Origin of the sequence: Cellulosilyticum sp. ST5, assembly GCF_046529625.1 — a bacterium.
GTDB classification, from domain to species: domain Bacteria; phylum Bacillota; class Clostridia; order Lachnospirales; family Cellulosilyticaceae; genus Cellulosilyticum; species Cellulosilyticum lentocellum.
Genome location: NZ_CP132338.1, coordinates 3764521 through 3784323 on the forward strand (window position 1 = coordinate 3764521; position 19803 = coordinate 3784323).

Sequence of the window (19803 nt, forward strand, 5' to 3'; positions counted from 1 at the left end):
CTATCTTACTTGTTCTACTATTAGCATAACGGGTGTTTCTTAATATCTTTATCCTTTATGAATTAAGATTTCTTAAGAACTTAATATTCAAATATAAATAAAAGGAACTAGTTCATTCATGAATCTTCTAGTCCCTTCATTATTACCTATTCTTTTTATGCTTCACTTTCATTACTAATTTTATAGAAATCTAAGATTGGTAGAAGTGCTGCTCCTAAAGTAGTCGTATTCTTGATATCTGAAAAAGTAATATCCAAATCTAATCTTTCCATAATTTCATTGTATTTGTTAACAACATTTTGTAAGACAGTAGGTTGCGTCTTTATTAATCTTCCTACCTTTCCACCTATGATAAGTGTCTGAATATCTAAGACCATCGTGAGGTTATAGATAGTCATCATCAAAATCTCTATACCTTCTTCAAGTATCTCACATGCAATAGGATCATTCATTTTCACTAGCTTTTCAAATTTTAAAAAGCTCTTTATATTTTCTCCTGTACGTTGTTTGTAGCGATTAAGTAAGCTACGAGTAGATATATGATCCTCCACTTTATACGCTCGTCCAGTATCCTTTTCTACTAAACGCATATGGCCAAATTCACCCGCACGTCCACTTGTTCCTGTGTAAATTTCTCCATTTACAAAAATACCGCCACCTAAACCTTCATTTATACCAATATAAATCAGATTTTTAAGTTCTTCATATTTACCAAGATTCTTTTCTGCTAATAAAGAAAGATTGGCTTCATTTTCTACATATACTGTATCGTCAAACAAATCATAGATTTGATTTAATGGAATTTCTTTATATCCCATATTTGTTTGTTCTATAGTACCTGAATTCTGATTAAGTGTTCCAGGAATAGAAATGCCAATACCTAATAAATTTTCTTCTGGTATTTTTAGTTCTTCTATAACTTCATCTACTAACTTTTTACCTTTTATGAAGTAAGTCATGAGTTGCTCTTCTTCGCAATCAACCTCCTTAGAAATAAGTACTTCATTTAATAAGTTCATTGCAGCTACTGCTACTTTATATTTCGTAATGCTCATCCCAATAGAAATTCTCGCATTAGGAATAAGCTTAATAATCTTAGGCTTTCTTCCACCTGTATAAATATCAGATTCTACCTCTTCAATAATACCAGCCTCTTTTAATTCGTTAATATTAGTAGTAACAGTAGGGATGCTAATTTTGAGTGTATAGGCAATATCTAGTTTGGTTAGGTTTTCACCTTTACCTATTAACTTTAGGATCTTCTTATAATTTGTTTCTTTTATTAAATTACCTTTTAAAATGACTCTTTTATTCATTACTCCTCCCCTTTACACTGTTATTTCTGTTTATATTATATATGATTTAAGTCTCTAAAGGTAGTTAAATCTGCCTTTAGAGACTTATTAATTCATATTTATTTATTGTTATAGATATATTGGTTAACTACGGTTTCTAACCATTCTTGTCTACCAGACTTATTAACGATAGGTTGTTGTTTAAGTGCATATGCTTCTAACTCTTTAAAACCTACGTTACCACTTACAATATCTTTACCAATACCTTCATTAAAGCTTGCATAACGATCTGCTACAAAATCTTCTAACACGCCATCTTTTAGTAAGTTATAAGCTACTTTTAAACCTTTTGCAAAGGTATCCATACCCGCAATATATGCGATAAATAAATCCGCTTCTTCAAATGAGCCTCTTCTTACTTTTGAGTCAAAGTTAAATCCACCTGGTGTAATACCGCCTGCTTTTAACACTTCGTACATAGCCATTGTTGCATCATAGATATTTGTTGGGAATTGGTCTGTATCCCACCCTAGCATAAGGTCTCCCTGGTTCGCATCAATACTTCCTAATACGTTGTTAATTCGGCTCATATTGAGTTCATGTTGGAAAGTATGCCCTGCAAGTGTAGCATGGTTAGCTTCGATATTCATTTTGAAGTATGTATCTAAGTTGTATTTTCTAAGGAATGCAAGTACGGTTGCTGTATCAAAGTCGTATTGATGTTTTGTAGGTTCTTTTGGTTTTGGCTCGATAAGGAATTGTCCTGTGAAACCAATTTCTTTAGCATAATCTACTGCCATTTGTAAAAGTCTTGCAAAGTTGTCAAGTTCAAGACCTGTATCTGTGTTTAAGAGTGTTTCATAACCTTCTCTACCACCCCAGAATACATAGTTTTCTCCTCCTAATTCTTTTGTTACTTCGATTGCTTTCTTAATTTGAGCTGCCGCATAAGCAAATACTTCTGCATTGCAAGTTGTTCCTGCACCATGCATGAAACGTTTGTTATTAAAGCAGTTAGCTGTTCCCCAAAGAAGTTTAATGCCTGTTTCTTGCATTTTAACTTTGATGTAAGCTACTACTTCATCAAGAATTTGATTAGTTTCAGCAAGGTCTTTACCTTCTGGTGCAATATCTCTATCATGGAAACAGAAATATTCAATCCCTAATTTTTGCATAAATTCAAAGCCAGCATCTACTTTAGCTTTTGCCATTTCAATAGGATTAGCTATTTGGTTCCAAGGTCTAGCTGCTGTAGTAGAACCAAATGGATCTCCACCTTCAGCACAGAGTGTGTGCCAGTAAGACATTGCAAAACGTAAATGTTCTGCCATTGTCTTATCACCCACTTTTTCGTCTTTGTTATAATGTTTGAATGCAAGTGGGTTTACTGAATCTGCCCCTTCAAATGGGATTACCCCAATTCCTTTAAAAAATTCTGCCATTTTTTATTCCTCCTTAGGATTAAAATTATTTTATTTTAGTTATTTAAGCCACTAAGCTTATCATGATGTTCTTTAAAAGTATCTTTTAGCTGGGTATATAAAGTCTTATAAATTGGATAGAAGTTCTTATAATAAGCTACATTTTCTGAAATAGGTGCTTGTGTTGTTTTAATGCCTATTATTCTTTCACAAGCTTCTTTCTCATCTTTATAAATACCAGTTCCTACACCGGCCAGTATAGCTACACCCAAAGCAGGTCCTTCTGATACATTGATTGTTTTGACTTCTGTATCAAATAAATCAGCATGGATTTGACGCCATACATCACTTTTACCACCGCCACCTGATATTTTTACACTAGTGATTGGAATATTGTTAGCTTTAATGAGTTCGAAACAGTCTAATAAGCTATATCCTACACCTTCCATAATAGCTTTTACCATATGACCTTTACCTTGAGAGGCTCTTACGCCAAAGAATACACCACTTGCGTAAGGATCCATATGTGGTGTGCGTTCCCCCATAAGGTAAGGTAAATAAATAAGGCCTTCACTACCTGTACTTACTTCTCTAGCCTGATCAGTCAAAATTTCATATACATCACAATTTTTTTCTATTGCTATTTCCTTTTCTTCTTTGCAAAAAGTATCTCTATACCACTTCAAAGATAAACCAGCGCCTTGTGTAACTCCCATAACATGCCAGGTATTAGGAATAGCATGACAGAAAGTTTGTATACGTCCTTCTGGATCTGTTACAACTTCATCTGTATAAGCAAATACAACTCCTGAAGAACCAATAGTTGCTGATACATCTCCTGTAGCTACAATACCATTTCCTATAGCTCCAGCTGCTTGATCTCCTGCTCCTCCTACTACGGCTGTTGTTTCACTTAATCCTGTTTCAATAGCCACCTTGCTTGAAACATAGCCTGTTATTGCATGAGATTCTACTACTGGTGCCAAAAGAACTTTATCAATATCTAGAATTTCTAATAGTTCATCGCTCCAATCTCTCTTATGTATATCTAACATCTGCATACCACTAGCATCCGATACTTCTGTCATAAATTCTCCGGTTAACTGGTAGCGAATGTAATCCTTTGGCAAGAGTACCTTATTAATACGTACATAAACTTCTGGCTCATGTTTTCTTACCCAAAGTAGTTTAGATAAAGTGAAGGCTGGTATAGCTACATTTCCAGTTATAGAAACTAGTTTTTCTCTACCTACCTGCTCTTCCATCTCCTTAGCTACTTCTGTTGTTCTATTATCACACCAAATAATAGCATCTCTTAATACTTTGCCATTCTCATCTAATAGCACTAAGCCATGCATTTGGCCTGAAAGTCCTATACCCTTAATTTCACTTGTATCAATAGCTGACTTTTGTACAATCTCTATTAAGCTTGCCTTAGTTGCTTCCCACCATGACTCTGGATCTTGTTCGGCCCAACCAACCTTTTTTTGAATAATGTCATACTCTTTCAATGAGCTACTGATAACCTTTCCTGCCTCATCAAATAGTACAGTTTTAGTTCCAGATGTACCTATATCTATCCCTATTAAATATGCCAAGCTCCTTCCCTCCTTTTATTTTAATTAACTTGATTTTAATACTTTTCAAATTATTTTTCAATACTTTTTATAACTATTTTAAAAAGTTTTTTATTTATTTTGTTTAACTAGTTTTCAAATAGAATGTCACTTATGTTTTTCACTACTTTTGCATATAAAAAAAGCAGTAGTCAAGTTGCTTTCAACCTTACCTACTGCTTTTTAACTATAAACAATCTAAATCCTATATACTGCCTTCTCTTTCCTCCATCACCTGTATTCCTAACATCTTACTAAAGTCCACAGCTTGGGTTGGTGATAATCTTAATCCTCTTACATCTTCTATCCTTAAATTAATACCGTCAATAATGCAGCTACTTAGATCTATGCCTTTTAGCTTTGTTCCGTTTAACTCTGCTCTTTGCATTTCACAATATTTAAACTGTACATTGTTCATCTTGCATACGCTAAAACCTGCTTGATTCATACGACATTCATTAAAAGTAACACCTTTTAGATTGCTTCCTCCTAATACAAGGTAATCGCACTGACAACCATTAAAAAGTACTTCTCTCATAGAAGATTCCATTAAATGTGTTCCTATTAATTTACAACTAATAAACTCGCTATGATGAAAAATGGCTTTATCAATGTTAATATTAGATAAATCACAGTTTTCAAATCTCACATGAAGAAACTCAGTACTTTCCCAATCAATATCCATAAAGCTAACATTTTTAAAAACTACATCTCTAAAAATAACATTACATGCATTTGACTCCTCTATACTACAATCTTTGATTGTTAGCTCATTGAATTCATCCTCATCATTAATGATATAACTCATTGTATTTCCCCCCTTATCATTTTGTATTTCGCCTCTGTATCTTCTGTAGTCTTATATATTTTGGGTTTTATCTGATTCCAATAACTCTTTTTACTACCTACTTATCCTATTTATTACATTCTATTTTTTAGACAGTCTCCCTTTTTATTATTATGACATATGCTATGGGTATACCTTATCACAAATTAATCTCTGCTAAAATAGGATAATGGTCTGAGGGATATTTATTATTTTTTTGATATTTGATAATCTCTACATCTTTAATTTCAAATTCCTCTGATACAAAAATATAGTCTATGTGTAACCCTCTTGTTTTTCCTTTGAAATGCCCCATTGTCGCCTCATTGTAAATTTCCTTCTTAACATCTTGAACTGCTATAAAACGTTTATCGCTATAGCTTCCCTGTGAAAACTGTTGGATTAATTTACTTTGTGGCCCAGCATTAAAGTCCCCCATTAAAATACAAGGTAATTTTTCCTTTTGATAACACTCCCCAACATACTCTCCAATCTTTTTTAAACCATATTCTCTAGCAGATGGTAGTAAACAATCAAGATGTGTATTATAAATTCTTATTTTTAAGTTATTAGCTAATTGAATAACAGCCGTAGTACAAATACGAGGAAACATAGAATACCAGACAGAACTTCCTGTTTTGCTAGGTGTTTTTGATAACCAAAAGGTTTCCTCTTCTAAAAGATTATAATCCTCTTTAACCAATAAATTATTCCTCTCATTAAAATAACGTTTTGTTCTACCCTTGCCTATCATATAGTAGCCATCTATGGCTTTATTTAAATCCATATACATACGATCTGTTACTTCTTGTAAGCCTACTACATCACAATCATACTTTTTGATAACTTCATAAACTATCTCGGAACGATGCCTCCATCTATTACGTACATCCAATATACTATCTGCTCTTACATTAAAACTCATTACTTTCATTTTTAGTGCCTCTTTCTCCATCGTTTATATCTACTATTTTATTGTGTCTTAAAATTTATTCTTTGAAACCATGTATATTATTTAAATTTTAGCAAATACTATGTTTCTAAGTTTCCTATTTTTTAACATATCTGTGTTACTTGCCTCATAGTTATAATAATAGGGACTTTAACCTTAGTTATAATACATCATCTAAAAATAATCCATAGGTTATTACACTATAATAAAAAGGAGGGTATGTATAGCTATGGACAAAAAACAACAACTACTTCAATATCTTAATTCTCACCTTTTTCTACCTGTATTAGAATCCCCCTATGCATCCTCACAACTCAAGTATGATTTTGAGCATACTAGACAAACCTTAGAAGAGTTCTCAGCCGAAGGCATATTGTTTTACATTTGGAACTCCTTTGCTAATAGTGAATCTCAAAGGATTTTATCTAATCGATTACTAGATGAAGGATTTATTAACTATGAGCATACTCTAGATCAATTTAAGAATGAATACACTTACGAATGGCTTATGTCTTAATATTACAAAGTTGATACTCTCCTTTAATTTGGTTATAATAAGATTAATAGAATTTAATATCAATCTTAATTAATCCACGAAGGATAAGGAGCTACTATTTTATGAGACGCTATGCCAAATTATCATCTATTGATAAAAAACTTTTCATAGACATTCTTAAATTCTTTTTTGATAAATGTGATAAAGTGAATATCTATTTTCCTAATACAACTAAAAATGCCCAAGCTAAAGAAATTAATACTTTTAAAACAAATTTTTTAGCTGCTACTCATATCATTGAAAACCCAGAAGAACTAGGAAACCTAGAAGAATCACTTGAAGAAAAAGATGGTTTCTCTATGATTATTGCTTCTCTCACTGAAGAAGTAAAAGAGCTTATTATTCAGATGAAATCTAATCTTTCTTTAAATCTTGGCCTTATTCAAGGTGATAAAGTGCTTTTCTATCTAGGGGATGAAGATGAATGTGTTGTTGAGGCAGATGAAGATTCTGATATCTTTAAGTCTACCCTCTTTGATACTTTTAAAACGATTTAATCTAGAATACATGATTTTTCTTAAAGCCATATTCTCCTACTTTACAGAGAATATGGCTTTATTGCTTTTCTCATTAATTTTTAATAATCCATTTATGTTACTCTCATGAATAAAGGGTATATTATTACTATAGGAATATATCCTATTCATTAATAAACTTATAGAAAGGAGTTTACCTCATGGGAAATATAACTTTAGAACAAATTGATCTTATCATGCAACGTACACATGTTTCTTATTCAGAAGCTAAAGAAGCCTTAGAACAAGCTAATGGGGATATTCTAGAGGCATTGCTCCTACTAGAAAGAAAAGAAAAAGCGCCTAAAAAGGATAATCACTCTACTACCGAAAAGGTTACTTCTTTTGTCGATAATCTTAATAATACTACCTTTATTATGGAAAAAGATGGGCGTACTTATATAGATGTTCCTTTGTCTATTGCTATCATTACATTTATTCTTTGTTTTCATGTATCTCTTATTGCTTTGGTTATCTCTTTAATCATTGGTATAAAAATTCAGGTTAAAGGTGAGAATGAAATTGCTCGAAAAATTAAATCTACCTTTGACGATTTTACTAAATAATTTAGACTGACTAAATTTCTTTTAATTTCTTTTATTATGGTATAATAAAAGAAAACATTTAAGCTTTTTGTTTATTTATAAAGAGGGTGATTTTATCAAACGTATATTAATCATTGAAGATGAGGTAAAAATTGCACGTTTTCTTCAGTTAGAACTCCAGCATGAAGGCTATGAAGTTAATATGTCTCATGATGGACGCGAAGGCCTTAATATGGCACTTGAAAATAACTATGATCTACTTATTTTAGATGTTATGCTTCCTTCTTTAAATGGTATGGAAGTTTTAAGGCGTATTAGACAAGTTTCAAGTTTGCCTGTTATTATGCTAACAGCTAAAGATGATGTCATGGATAAAGTAATGGGATTAGATTTAGGGGCACAAGATTACATGACTAAACCTTTTGCCATTGAAGAACTTTTAGCTAGAATCCGCGTACTTTTTAAATTAAAAGCTACTACTCCAACTGCTACTCCTGAAGTTCTTAAATGTGGCCAGTTAACTTTGGATCCAGAACGTTATGAGGTAAGCTATAATAATATTCCTTTAGCGCTTACTAAAAAGGAATTCGAATTACTTCAATTCCTTATGCTGAATAAAAATTTACTTATTACTAGAGAACAAATTCTCGAAAAGGTATGGGGATATGACTATTTAGGGGATACTAATGTTGTAGATGTTTATATCCGTTACTTAAGAAATAAAATTGACCAAAGGTTTGAAGATAAATTAATTTATACGGTTAGAGGAATGGGGTATCAAATAAAAGATGGAGAAAGCTAATTCTAAGAAAAAATCACCTGTTAGACTTATTGGCTCCGGCTTTATTTTTATCCTGAAAATTTTAGGTGCCATTTTAAATGGTACCTTTCTTGTTATCTTTAATCTTATAGGTTCTTTTTTTAAGAAATATCGTTTTTCTATTAGTTTCAAGGTCAACTTACTTTATAGCGTACTTTATACCTTCCTTTTTTGTTTAACTTATTTTACTACTCAATCTATCTATGTTTCGCACTTTAGAGATAATGCCGCCTTGCACCCTATTCTTAGAAATTTTAATGTACTTTTAAGTGTAGCTATTTTAATATCTTTACCTCTATTTTTAAGTATAGGACATTACTTGGTAACCATGATGCTTACTCCTATTAAAGATATGACTACTAAAGTGCAGAATATTAACGGTAATGATTTAATGACTAGATTAGATACAGACCTCTCTAAGGATGAATTAAAGGACTTAGCTATTACCTTTAATCAAATGATGGACCGTATTCAAGTTTATGTAGAACGACAAAAACAATTTGCTTCGGATGTCTCTCATGAGCTGCGTACGCCTCTCGCTATTATTCAAGGCTACGCTGATATGCTGGAACGTTGGGGAAAAGACAATCCTCAGATCCTAGAAGAAAGTATTTCTTCAATTGCCGAAGAAACAGCCAATATGAATACCCTTTTGGAAAAGCTTCTTTTCTTATCTCGTAGTGATAAACATACTTTAAAGGTGGATATCAATACCATAGATTTATCTGCTCTTTGTAATGATATCTTGAGAGAAACCAGCTTTATTGATGATGCTCATGAACTTATCTCTAAAGTCAGTCCTAATGTTATGCTTAAAGGGGATAGTGCTCTTATTAAAGAACTTATTCGTATACTAGTAGACAATGCTTTAAAATATACTCCTGAAGGAGGTAGTATTACACTAGGTTGTGCTACCACTAATCAAAATATCGTATTATCCGTCAAGGATACTGGTATAGGTATTCCCAAAGAACATATTCCTAAACTCTTTGAACGCTTTTATAGAGTAGATGAGGCCCGAAATAAAAACACTGGTGGAACAGGCTTAGGTTTAGCTATTGCACATGAAATTGCCGAGACCCATCAAGCTAAGATTTTTGTTAATAGTGATATTGATGAAGGTACAGAATTTGTTATCTTTTTTCCACACGAATAGTTCTAATAGTGTGAAGGAATCTTTGAATAGAAAAATACCTAAATAAATTTCTCTTATGGACATAGAAAAACGTCTTAAAAAAGCTATAACCTAATTAAGACGTTTTTCCATAAACAATTTTACTTCACACACATACTTAATGAATAAGCTAACAATGATATTTAATTATGACTTGCCTTTGTAAATCCCATTTTACATAACCAACCATCAAAGCCTTTAGGATTACGAGTCTGAATTAATACAACTCCTGGCCCACGAAAGCGACATACGAGACATTCTCCGGAAGCAATACTCCTTAACCAGCCATTATTAGAAGCTTTTTCAATATTATATTGCATATAATCGGCCCATGCTACCAGATGTCCATTATCTACTATGTACTCTTCTCCTGGTTCTAAATTAATGGCATGAATAGAACCATACGAGCTTAAAAACACAGTTCCTCTTCCACTCACATTTAAAATGAAAAATCCTTCTCCTGAAAACATACCTCGAACTAAATTTTGAGCTTTGGTACTTACCTCAACACCTTCTGTAGATGCTAAAAATCCATCTTTTTGTACACGTAAACCATATGACCCATCTAATTCTACATCAATAATACCTCCTGGAAGAGGATGTCCAAATAATACTTCTCCATCCCCTCTGGCAGCAGTCAAATATTGAAAGAAGAAACTCTCTCCCGCTAACATACGTGTAAGACCTCTTACAATGCCTCCTTCTGTTCCTCCTGTAATATCAATCGTATTAGACATGCCTATCATGGCATCTGATTCTGCCTTGATTCGTTCGCCTCTACTTAATTGACACTTTACAATAGGAAAAGCCCCTTCATACAAAATTTCGTACTTCATTTCTTGTCCCCCTTAAATTAATAAAAAATATATTTCTAGCTATATCAACTCTGCCTATGAAAATGTTAACAATCTTATATTACTTATATTTATATTACTTATACTTATATTACTTTTTTACGTATTCTTATTCTTTAACAAATACGACCACTACTGATGAATAACAGCATAAATATCTCTTTTACTCACACCTCTATCCTTTGCTACCTGTTTCATCGCATTCTTTTCATCCATTCCTTTACTGGTATAGATTTTCATATGCTCTTCAATAGACATGTTACTCCATCCTTCTTGGATTTCCTCTTGAAGTTCTTTTTCATCTTTACCTGCTAGAATTAATACATATTCTCCTCTAGGTTCGTCTATTTCAAAGTGTCCAATAGCTCCTGATAAAGTAGTTTTCAATACAGTTTCGTACTTCTTAGTCAATTCTTTAGTTACTGTAATCCCTCTATCACCTATTGCTTCATATAAGGTTTCCAAAGTCTTAATTAAACGATGTGGTGCTTCATACAGAATTACTGTTCTTGTTTCATCTTTTAATCTATCTAGAACTTGAACTTTTTCTTTTTTATTAGTTGGCAAGAAACCTTCAAATATAAATCTTCTTGTAGATTGTCCAGAAATAATAAGTGCTGTAATCCCTGCTACTGCTCCAGGTGCAGAAGTTACAGTAATACCTTCCTCTAATGCTAATCTAGTTAAATCTTCCCCCGGATCCGAAATACCTGGTGTCCCTGCATCTGTTACTAAAACGATATTTTTTCCTTCTTTTAAAAGACGAATTAATTCTGGCCCTTTTTCTATTTTATTATGTTCATGATAACTAATTAATTTTGTATGAATATCAAAATGATTTAATAATTTCTTTGTATGTCTAGTATCCTCTGCTGCAATAAAATCTGCTTCTGTTAGTAATCTAACTGCTCTATATGTTATATCTTCTAAATTACCTATTGGTGTCGCACATAAGGTAAGTATGCCATAATCCATTTCATGGTCCTCTCTTATCTTTCGTATTAATACTCTTTTTATATTATATAGCCTTTTTTAAAATTTATATACCCTCCTATATAGAACTTATTATTTTAAGATTATATGGTAGCACACTTATCTCACCATTTAATTTTATAAAAGTACTAATCTTTACTATGCACCATTTATTTTATATGAAGCTATCTACTATGCTACTACCCTTTTTCCTCTAGTATATCTATTTTCTATTCTAGATTTCCTATTAAATATCATATTTGTACATCTTCTCCTGCCGATATGATAGATTAATAAATTCAATTTATTTACTATATTTATCATGTTATTTATACCTCAGAGATTTGCCTACTCCTTATTAAATATACGAATCATATCTTACATATTATAGTTTGCTCAATACTTTTATCATTTTTTATACTGCAAATGTCTTTCTTATAAAAAGAGCTTTTAAAAATTAGTGTCTATTAATCTCAATAAATAAAAGCGCTATATAACTAGAAATTTATACTAGTTATATAACGCTTTTATATTTAGAAAAATCCCTCTTCTATTTCATAGAGTATTTATGCATTTCATGGCTGAGCTTTTATTCTAAGCCTTATTCTTGACGGCCCTTTTTTCCATAAATCTCATTAATTTCATCGGTATAAGTGCCATCCTCATTATAGACGGTTAAAGGTGATTGAACCCTTAATTCAGGTTTCCCATTCTTAACCCCCTCTACTAATACCATAGTTGGTTCCTTGCCTTGCTTAGGATAAATCATTCGCATAACCTTTGGCTCAATATTATATTGTCTCATGGTAGCAAAGATATCCACCAAGCGATGAGGTCTATGAATCATACACATCTTTCCACCATATTTTAACATATAGCTTGTCGCAGAAATAATATCTTCTAATGTACATGCTACTTCATGCCTAGCAATGGTTTTCGAAGGATGTTCATTTTTAAGACCTGCATGTCCTTTCATATATGGTGGATTACAAGTAATAATATCAAAATAGCCTGTGCTAAAGTGTTCCTTATAATCTTTAATATCCATAACCTTCATTGTTACATCTGTATCTATTTCATTTAACTTAACGGACCTGCTTGCCATTTCTATCATTTCTTCTTGAATATCAATACCTGTAAAATGACCTTTACCATAAATAGCATGCATGACAATAGGAATAATTCCCGTTCCAGTACCTATATCTAATACCTTCTGCCTTTGATTATTTACCTTTGCAAAATGAGCCAATAAAATAGCATCAATCCCGAAGCAAAATACCTCGGGATTTTGTATTAATTTATAACCATTTCTCTCTAAGTCATCAACTCTCTCATTCGAGCGTACTAAAGTCAAATCCTTCATACTCTTTGTCTATTTCTCCTCCATTGTGGCAACCTCCACATTTCTTCTTCTTAACAATCTTAAGGTCTGTAGAATGATACATAATTGCCTCTTTTTCATCTTTATCTTTCTTCTGAACAGCTACTTTAATTTGCTCACGAAGAACATTTACAGACAATACTTCACCTTTTCCATCTGGTGTTATAACAATATCGCCTACAACAGGTAGACGTCCTCTGATTTCAACATAGCAATCCTGCTCATACTTTAAACAACACATTAATCTACCGCAGATTCCTGATATCTTAATAGGATTAAGTGATAAACTTTGCTCCTTCGCCATTTTTATAGATACAGGTTGAAAATCTCCTAAAAATGAGTTGCAGCATAAAGAACGTCCACAAATTCCTATACCACCGCACATTTTAGTTTCATCTCTTACACCTATTTGTCTAAGTTCAATACGTGTCTTAAAGATAGAAGCTAATTCTTTGACTAACTCTCTAAAATCTACACGTTCGTAAGACGTAAAATAAAATAGAACTTTATTATTATCAAAAGTATATTCTACATCGATTAGTTTCATATCTAATTGATGCTTGATAATCTTTTCTTTACAAATAAAGAAGGCCTCTTTTTCCTTTACTTTATTCTGCTTATATCTCTCATCATCTTCTTCTGTTGCCAATCGAATTACCTTTTTTAGAGGTTGTACCACTTCTTCTTCCGCTACCTCTTTATTAGGAATTACGACTTCTCCATATTCTACTCCCCTTGCTGTTTCAACAATGGCATGTTGCCCTTGATTATATAACACATTATCCTCGGGTGCAAAATAATAGACTTTACCGGCACGTCTGAATCTTATACCAATAACAGTTATCATTTTTTTCTCTCCTTCAATTTGAGTAATAAATTCTCTATAACAAACGTACTATATATATTCTGCTTTATATCTAAAATTGCATGTTTAATCGATTCTATATTCTGACTAACTTTATTATACGTTAATTTTTGGGACATGTCCAACAACTGTTTTTGGTAATCCAAATAATATAAATCTCTACTATTAGTGGTCTTTATTACTGCTATATCTCTATACCAAAATAACCAAAATTCTAAAATTTTCTCTATGTCTTCTTTTTGGTCTGTTATTTCCTTTACTAAGTCATATAATTGTAATAAGTTGGCTTTATTTAGTCTCTCTATATACTCTACACTTTGCTTTCTAAGTTGTAAATAAAGTTCATCTTGAAGAATATCATTGATAACGCCTATGCTACCTTCTGACAGCTTAGTATATACCTCTTTTTCTTCTCCACTTATACCTTTACGTTCCAAATACGAACTCATTTTTTCCTTACTTAATGGATTAAATCTTACTGTTATACAACGAGATTTAATAGTAGGTAACATGCTAGCTAAATTCTCACAAACTAAAACAACAATACCATAGCTAGGTGGCTCCTCTATAGTTTTTAGCATTGCATTTTGACCTTGTACATTAATAGTATCTGCTGCATTAACAATAATAATTTTATGTTCAGCCTGATAAGGTTTAATCTCCATTTCTCTTACGATATTCTCTCTAATGTTATCTACCTTTGTAACCTTTGTATCTTTTTCAATCGTAATAATGTCAGGATGAGTTCCTGCTTCAACCATATGGCAAGATTGACACTCATTACAAGCCTTATCATTTTTTCTTTGCTCACACAAAATAGCCTTTGCTAACTTTCTAGCAAAAGTTTTTTTTCCTACACCATAAGGCCCTTCAAATATATAGCTATGGGATAAATGATTTTTAGTTAATGCTTTAATGAAATATTCTTTTGCATCTTCATTACCTATTATATCTTGAAATTCCTTCATTCCCAGTCGCAGTAAGGAAATATTCCTCACTACCCTCCTTTTATCTTAGTAAACTTTAAATACCCTATTAATCCGTCTTTAAATACATATTTTATTGTATTAAAAATGTTCGTGAACTCTTCACGAACATTAAGTAATAATATCTAATACTAACCCCTGTATCTCACCGATACGGTCTAAAATATTAACTTGGTTTTTTTCTGAACTAATTAATTCCTGTGCTAATTCATCTAGCTTATCATTTACTAGCCTAACAATACCGTAAACACGATGTCTACCTCTTTTATCTAGAAAGTTCTCTCGAGAAAATTTATGAGAATTTGCTACTACCTCATTAATAAAATTAGAAATCATCGTCCTATAAACTTTTAAATCTCTAATATCCATATGCTCTGAAATTTTTTGACCTTGCTTAGTAATTTCGTCAACCATTTCCTTAAGTTTTTCTTGAAGCTCTGACTGATCAATTTGACTCAGTAGGGTAAATTTAAAACCTTTATCCACCTTAGCTTCAGATACTGTAGAAATTTCTCTTAGAGTTGGCATCTGAACCTGATTAATTTGTATGTTAGCCATAGTAAATTCCCCCACTTTCCCTTTTTTAATGCAACTTCCTTCAATTTATTCTATGATAATAATCTATTAATTGCAAGCATGTACGTTATCTTAATCGACTTATTTTAACTTATAATATATTCTTATACCTATATTTATATTATCTTCTATAGTATATAAACTATATATTATATCTAACCCCTAATCTATAATACACTTATTGCTTTCTTGAATCGGATTTTTTATTATCCTTGTTTAAATATAATCTTTTCTGTACAAACCAATGGATCTTTATAGATATGAATCTAGGTTTATAATCCCATAATCTTACTTATACATATGTAAGTTTATAGGCTCAAACACCTACATTCAAATAGAGCTTGGCTTATATACCATTATAAAAAACATAAACTTATCAATGTAGATACTATATAAATACTAGTTTATAAACATATATATCTAATTTACTCTTAATCTAATTAAAGCATATCCATTCTTTTATCTATCTAATCACTTGTTTAAACTTATTACATTATTAACTAATCGTCCTTATTCTATCTTTAATCTCTTTAATACATTGATCTAAGTTTAAATTCTGATATCTTTTGGTTATTCTATTAATATTGAGCCTTTCCTCACTAAAATCTTTATTATCGGCTAAAAACCTCCTACATAACTCATCATAGTTGGGCTGAATTTGTTGCTTTTCCCTACTTAAGGCTCTTTCCAAACGTAAACCATCTTCTACTTCTATATATATCGGGATGATATTTTCCATATTAAAGTATTTTAACAAATTACTATATGCCTCTAACGTGACAATAACAATATAATTATTATTATTCAAATCGATTTGTCCATCATCTATAGTGGCATAATACCAATTCCCATTAATAGTTTTATAACATCTTTGTTCAATAACTTTTCCTTCTCGAGTATAATGCTCTAACTTCTCTATATCTATGAAATAATAAGCTTCTCCATCTAATTCGTTAGTTCTTTGCGGTCTTGTTGTATAGGGTACAATAGGCTTTAAATTTAATACCCTATCATTTTTTAGCGCTTCAAAAATAGTATCTTTTCCTGTACTACTTTTTCCCATTAAACAAAATATTTTACCCATAATTACCTCCCTACATTTTATTCTTAAACTAAAATGCTACTATTTCTTAGTTTTACTTTAGATATGATTCTTTAATTTATATATTTACTTATTTTTGAAATCATTTAGCCCATCTACAACCTAATCTTATTTCATATAAAATTATTAGCTTATATAAATTCTATATTGTATAAATCAATATTTCATCATCTATTAATTGAATACCTTGTAACTTGTCTTTAAAATAATAAATTAAATCTATATGTTGCTGCTCAATCAATTCTCCTATGCAAACTAAAGGTATCCCTGGTGGATATAACATGATATTTTTAGCTGATTTTCTTGTTATTGCATCTTTAATACCTACCCATGCTTTATCACTATAGTAAATTTTTCTAGGACTAAATCCTTTTATAATGTCTGATACAATAAAGTTATTTATACCTTTGTTACTCTTACCTACTTCTAGTTCTTTATCTATCTCTTCTAGGGCTATTCTTAGTCTTGTCATATTCGAGCTATTATCTGCCATTGTCGTCATTAAAATAACATATGTTTCTAATGCTGCCTCTACTGAAATATCATACCTTGTATTTAGTATGTCAGCTAATTCATATCCATCTATGTTAGATTCTATCGTTGAAATAATTATCTTACTCTTATCATATTTTTCTTTTTCCATATCTAATAGCCTTAAAACCATAAGATGATCATTTAATTCTTTTCTAAATACTAGTAATTCATCTACATATTGCTGTTGTATCTTATTCTTGTTTTCTATAATATACGATCTTATATAATCCATAAGCCCCATCATCATATATGAAGGGCTACTAGTTTGTATCATTCTAAGACTTTCTATAACATTATCATATCTTATTCGTTCAGAACATATATGTAATAACCCACTTTGTGTAAGTGCTGGTAAAGTCTTGTGCATACTGTTAATGACTAGGTCTGCTCCTTGATGTATACTACTTAGTGGAAAATCTTTCCCTAATACAAAATGTGCACCATGGGCTTCATCTACAATAAGTACCTTGTTATATTTATGAACTACTCTAGATATCTCTTTGATATCTGATACTATCCCTTCGTAAGTAGGGCTAACCACTAATACCCCCTTTGCCTTAGGATAATCTATTAGCGCCTTTTCAATTATATCTGCACTTATCTCTCCCAACATATCGTCTTCAGGTCTGTACTGTGGACTAATATATATAGGAGTAATTCCCCCTAAAATAAGTGCACTCCAAACGCTATGATGAGAATTTCTTGCTATAATTAATTCATCACCATCCTTGCAAACAGATAAAATACTTGCTATTATTCCACTAGTTGAACCATTTGTTAAGAATAATGTTTCTTTAGATCCATAAAAATTAGCCATTAATTCCATTGCTTCCTTTATAATGCCCTGTGCATCATATAAATTATCCATACCTATAGCTTCTGTATTATCTAATTCAATTATACTAAGATTATTAAGTTCTGCAGCAATTCCAAACTTATGCCCAGGCATATGAAATGCCAATTTTGACCTACTATATTGTAGTAATTTGTCATACAAAGGTGTATTCACCTAATCAACCCTTTTCTATTATTAATTATTACTTCTTATAGTTTACCTTACTATAGCTTCAAATACAAACGACTTAAAAGTTAAAGTAATTAGTAAAATAAGAATAAATAATGGACCAAGCTAAACTAACTTGGTCCATTATTTATTCTTATCTCCTTCTGGCGTCGAGAGTATAATCTCTTTAGCTACATTATAAAATTGGTCTACTAAAATAGACTCATTCTTTCTATGATATTCACATAATCTACTAAATTCTATTTCCAATCGTTCCCTACTCTCTTCAAATAAACCTACATTAACACAATCTTTGCTATATCTCCTAATAATTTCTTGATATCTCTCAGGATTTTTCTTCACTTGGGTTAAATTAACCCCTTGATTAGCTAAAAATGTTTTTAGTTTATCAATTTCTTTTGCATTCTCTTGTGCACGTTTAAGTATTTTAAACTCCATCTGATTCATATAACATCCCCCATAATCTATTTATAAATTATATTCTAGCTTGTCGCTGTTTATTCTCTATAAATAGATTTATCTACTAAGTATGTTATATCTAACTTTTCCTTATTGATTGTATACGTACACTATATTCTCCATCTGGAGAGTCTATATTTACTATATCGCCTACTCTCTTTTTATAAATCATCTTTCCTAAAGGCGATTCAATACTTATTTTATTATTTATAGCATCGGTTTCCATAGTAGTAACTATTTCATACTCTATATTCATATCATCTTCTATAAAATAAACATCTACTAACTTTCCCAGTCCAACTTCTCCTGCCTCTGTATTATCAGTAATGATAGTTGCTGTTTTTATCATTCGCTCTAAATATTTTATACGCCCCTCATTCCTACCTCTTTCACGTTTAGCGGCCTTGTATTCATAATTCTCGCTCAAATCCCCATGTGCTCTGGCTTCTTTAACTTCTTCATTCCTTTGTTTTCTTACCACTACTTTTCTATATTCTATCTCTTTTTTCATATTATCAATGTCTTGTTGTGTAAGATAATTGTTCATATTATTCCTGTCCCTTTTTACTCTTATATATTATAAAAAATTATAGAAAAATACTTTTTTTACTTAAATACTAAAAAGGTCTTACAACTAACAATTTGTTAACTGTAAGACCTTTGATGTATGAGCCACCCGGGAATCGAACCCGGGACAACTTGATTAAAAGTCAAGTGCTCTACCGACTGAGCTAGTGACCCACATGGTGCCCAGAGCCGGAATCGAACCAGCGACACGAGGATTTTCAGTCCTCTGCTCTACCGACTGAGCTATCTGGGCATGTGGTAGCGGGAACAGGATTTGAACCTATGACCTTCGGGTTATGAGCCCGACGAGCTACCTAGCTGCTCCATCCCGCGTTATAAGGTATATGGAGGGAGAAGGATTCGAACCTTCGAAGCTATCGCAACAGATTTACAGTCTGCCCCCTTTGGCCGCTCGGGAATCCCTCCATATTAATACAAAGACCATATTAGTCCTGTATCAAGCCGACGATCGGACTCGAACCGATAACCTGCTGATTACAAGTCAGCTGCTCTGCCAATTGAGCCACGTCGGCATGTAAATGGTCGCTATAGGGCTCGAACCTATGACCCCCTGCTTGTAAGGCAGGTGCTCTCCCAGCTGAGCTAAGCGACCATATCTAATAAGTAATAATTATTACTTATTCTAATATATTTAATACATTAAGTATTAAAACGACCCAGAAGGGACTCGAACCCTCGACCTCCGCCGTGACAGGGCGGCGTGCTAACCAACTGTACCACTGGGCCATTAGAAGTTTATACT

At 32.0% G+C, this 19803-nt stretch carries 20 protein-coding genes and 7 tRNA genes; 5 read left to right on the forward strand and 22 right to left on the reverse strand.

The annotated features are described in order from the left end of the window. Positions 1 to 155: 155 nt before the first annotated feature. The 5 genes from QTL86_RS18180 to QTL86_RS18200 form a co-directional block, all read right to left on the reverse strand. Positions 156 to 1316 carry an ROK family transcriptional regulator gene (locus tag QTL86_RS18180; protein ID WP_127065101.1) on the reverse strand — a complete coding sequence of 387 codons (1161 nt, stop codon included), beginning with the start codon at positions 1314 to 1316 and terminating at the stop codon, positions 156 to 158. A 98-nt stretch (positions 1317 to 1414) separates the two neighbouring features. Beyond that, positions 1415 to 2737 carry a xylose isomerase gene (xylA, locus tag QTL86_RS18185; RefSeq protein ID WP_410495664.1) on the reverse strand — a complete coding sequence of 441 codons (1323 nt, stop codon included), beginning with the start codon at positions 2735 to 2737 and terminating at the stop codon, positions 1415 to 1417. Positions 2738 to 2772: 35 nt separating this feature from the next. Next, the gene (gene xylB, locus QTL86_RS18190; protein ID WP_410495665.1) at positions 2773 to 4314 is read right to left on the reverse strand and encodes a xylulokinase; all 1542 of its coding nucleotides are present in this window, start codon (positions 4312 to 4314) and stop codon (positions 2773 to 2775) included. A 223-nt stretch (positions 4315 to 4537) separates the two neighbouring features. Further along, on the reverse strand, positions 4538 to 5140 hold the full coding sequence (locus QTL86_RS18195) for a pentapeptide repeat-containing protein (protein ID WP_410495666.1): 603 nt from the start codon (positions 5138 to 5140) through the stop codon (positions 4538 to 4540). A 178-nt stretch (positions 5141 to 5318) separates the two neighbouring features. Beyond that, positions 5319 to 6092 carry an endonuclease/exonuclease/phosphatase family protein gene (locus tag QTL86_RS18200; protein WP_127065097.1) on the reverse strand — a complete coding sequence of 258 codons (774 nt, stop codon included), beginning with the start codon at positions 6090 to 6092 and terminating at the stop codon, positions 5319 to 5321. A 247-nt stretch (positions 6093 to 6339) separates the two neighbouring features. Here QTL86_RS18200 and QTL86_RS18205 point away from each other — a divergent pair, with 247 nt between their 5' ends. The 5 genes from QTL86_RS18205 to QTL86_RS18225 all read left to right on the forward strand — a co-directional run bounded on the left by QTL86_RS18205 (position 6340) and on the right by QTL86_RS18225 (position 9702). After that, positions 6340 to 6627, forward strand: coding sequence for a hypothetical protein (locus QTL86_RS18205; protein WP_013655085.1), 288 nt, complete (start codon positions 6340 to 6342; stop codon positions 6625 to 6627). Between the two features lie 101 nt (positions 6628 to 6728). Further along, positions 6729 to 7163 carry a hypothetical protein gene (locus QTL86_RS18210; protein ID WP_013655084.1) on the forward strand — a complete coding sequence of 145 codons (435 nt, stop codon included), beginning with the start codon at positions 6729 to 6731 and terminating at the stop codon, positions 7161 to 7163. Between the two features lie 179 nt (positions 7164 to 7342). Further along, positions 7343 to 7747 carry a DUF4342 domain-containing protein gene (locus QTL86_RS18215; protein ID WP_127065096.1) on the forward strand — a complete coding sequence of 135 codons (405 nt, stop codon included), beginning with the start codon at positions 7343 to 7345 and terminating at the stop codon, positions 7745 to 7747. A gap of 67 nt (positions 7748 to 7814) precedes the next feature. After that, a complete protein-coding gene (locus QTL86_RS18220; protein ID WP_270049180.1) occupies positions 7815 to 8528 on the forward strand; it encodes a response regulator transcription factor in 714 nt (237 codons plus the stop codon). Beyond that, on the forward strand, positions 8515 to 9702 hold the full coding sequence (locus tag QTL86_RS18225) for a sensor histidine kinase (RefSeq protein ID WP_127065095.1): 1188 nt from the start codon (positions 8515 to 8517) through the stop codon (positions 9700 to 9702). Before QTL86_RS18220 ends, QTL86_RS18225 begins: the two co-directional genes overlap by 14 nt. A 161-nt stretch (positions 9703 to 9863) precedes the next feature. Here QTL86_RS18225 and QTL86_RS18230 read toward each other — a convergent pair whose 3' ends face one another. From QTL86_RS18230 to QTL86_RS18310, 17 genes are all read right to left on the reverse strand, one after another. Continuing rightward, positions 9864 to 10556: a TIGR00266 family protein gene (locus tag QTL86_RS18230; protein WP_127065094.1), complete on the reverse strand. Its 693-nt coding sequence runs from the start codon at positions 10554 to 10556 to the stop codon at positions 9864 to 9866. Positions 10557 to 10706: 150 nt separating this feature from the next. After that, on the reverse strand, positions 10707 to 11549 hold the full coding sequence (gene rsmI, locus QTL86_RS18235; RefSeq protein WP_410495667.1) for a 16S rRNA (cytidine(1402)-2'-O)-methyltransferase: 843 nt from the start codon (positions 11547 to 11549) through the stop codon (positions 10707 to 10709). A gap of 598 nt (positions 11550 to 12147) precedes the next feature. Next, positions 12148 to 12909, reverse strand: coding sequence for a tRNA1(Val) (adenine(37)-N6)-methyltransferase (locus QTL86_RS18240; protein WP_013655078.1), 762 nt, complete (start codon positions 12907 to 12909; stop codon positions 12148 to 12150). Next, the gene (locus tag QTL86_RS18245; protein ID WP_013655077.1) at positions 12878 to 13774 is read right to left on the reverse strand and encodes a stage 0 sporulation family protein; all 897 of its coding nucleotides are present in this window, start codon (positions 13772 to 13774) and stop codon (positions 12878 to 12880) included. Before QTL86_RS18245 ends, QTL86_RS18240 begins: the two co-directional genes overlap by 32 nt. Continuing rightward, positions 13771 to 14760, reverse strand: a complete 990-nt coding sequence (holB, locus tag QTL86_RS18250; protein WP_410495668.1) for a DNA polymerase III subunit delta' — start codon at positions 14758 to 14760, stop codon at positions 13771 to 13773. The genes QTL86_RS18245 and holB overlap by 4 nt, the downstream gene beginning before the upstream one ends. 129 nt (positions 14761 to 14889) lie before the next feature. Further along, the gene (locus QTL86_RS18255) at positions 14890 to 15336 is read right to left on the reverse strand and encodes a YaaR family protein (protein WP_127065091.1); all 447 of its coding nucleotides are present in this window, start codon (positions 15334 to 15336) and stop codon (positions 14890 to 14892) included. A gap of 514 nt (positions 15337 to 15850) precedes the next feature. Continuing rightward, complete coding sequence (locus QTL86_RS18260; RefSeq protein ID WP_127065090.1) at positions 15851 to 16438, reverse strand: guanylate kinase; 588 nt, start codon at positions 16436 to 16438, stop codon at positions 15851 to 15853. 160 nt (positions 16439 to 16598) lie between these two features. After that, positions 16599 to 17999, reverse strand: a complete 1401-nt coding sequence (locus QTL86_RS18265) for an aminotransferase class I/II-fold pyridoxal phosphate-dependent enzyme (RefSeq protein WP_127065089.1) — start codon at positions 17997 to 17999, stop codon at positions 16599 to 16601. 138 nt (positions 18000 to 18137) lie between these two features. Further along, positions 18138 to 18461: a hypothetical protein gene (locus QTL86_RS18270; RefSeq protein WP_127065088.1), complete on the reverse strand. Its 324-nt coding sequence runs from the start codon at positions 18459 to 18461 to the stop codon at positions 18138 to 18140. Between the two features lie 91 nt (positions 18462 to 18552). Then, positions 18553 to 19020: a transcription elongation factor GreA gene (gene greA, locus QTL86_RS18275; RefSeq protein ID WP_013655071.1), complete on the reverse strand. Its 468-nt coding sequence runs from the start codon at positions 19018 to 19020 to the stop codon at positions 18553 to 18555. 121 nt (positions 19021 to 19141) lie between these two features. Further along, positions 19142 to 19214: transfer RNA gene (locus QTL86_RS18280), tRNA-Lys, on the reverse strand. 3 nt (positions 19215 to 19217) lie between these two features. After that, positions 19218 to 19293, reverse strand: a tRNA-Phe gene (locus tag QTL86_RS18285). A gap of 3 nt (positions 19294 to 19296) precedes the next feature. Continuing rightward, a tRNA-Met gene (locus QTL86_RS18290) sits at positions 19297 to 19373 on the reverse strand. A 12-nt stretch (positions 19374 to 19385) separates the two neighbouring features. Further along, a tRNA-Tyr gene (locus tag QTL86_RS18295) sits at positions 19386 to 19466 on the reverse strand. A gap of 34 nt (positions 19467 to 19500) precedes the next feature. Further along, positions 19501 to 19573: transfer RNA gene (locus tag QTL86_RS18300), tRNA-Thr, on the reverse strand. Positions 19574 to 19580: 7 nt separating this feature from the next. Next, a tRNA-Val gene (locus tag QTL86_RS18305) sits at positions 19581 to 19653 on the reverse strand. A gap of 60 nt (positions 19654 to 19713) precedes the next feature. After that, positions 19714 to 19787, reverse strand: a tRNA-Asp gene (locus QTL86_RS18310). Positions 19788 to 19803 lie beyond the last annotated feature (16 nt).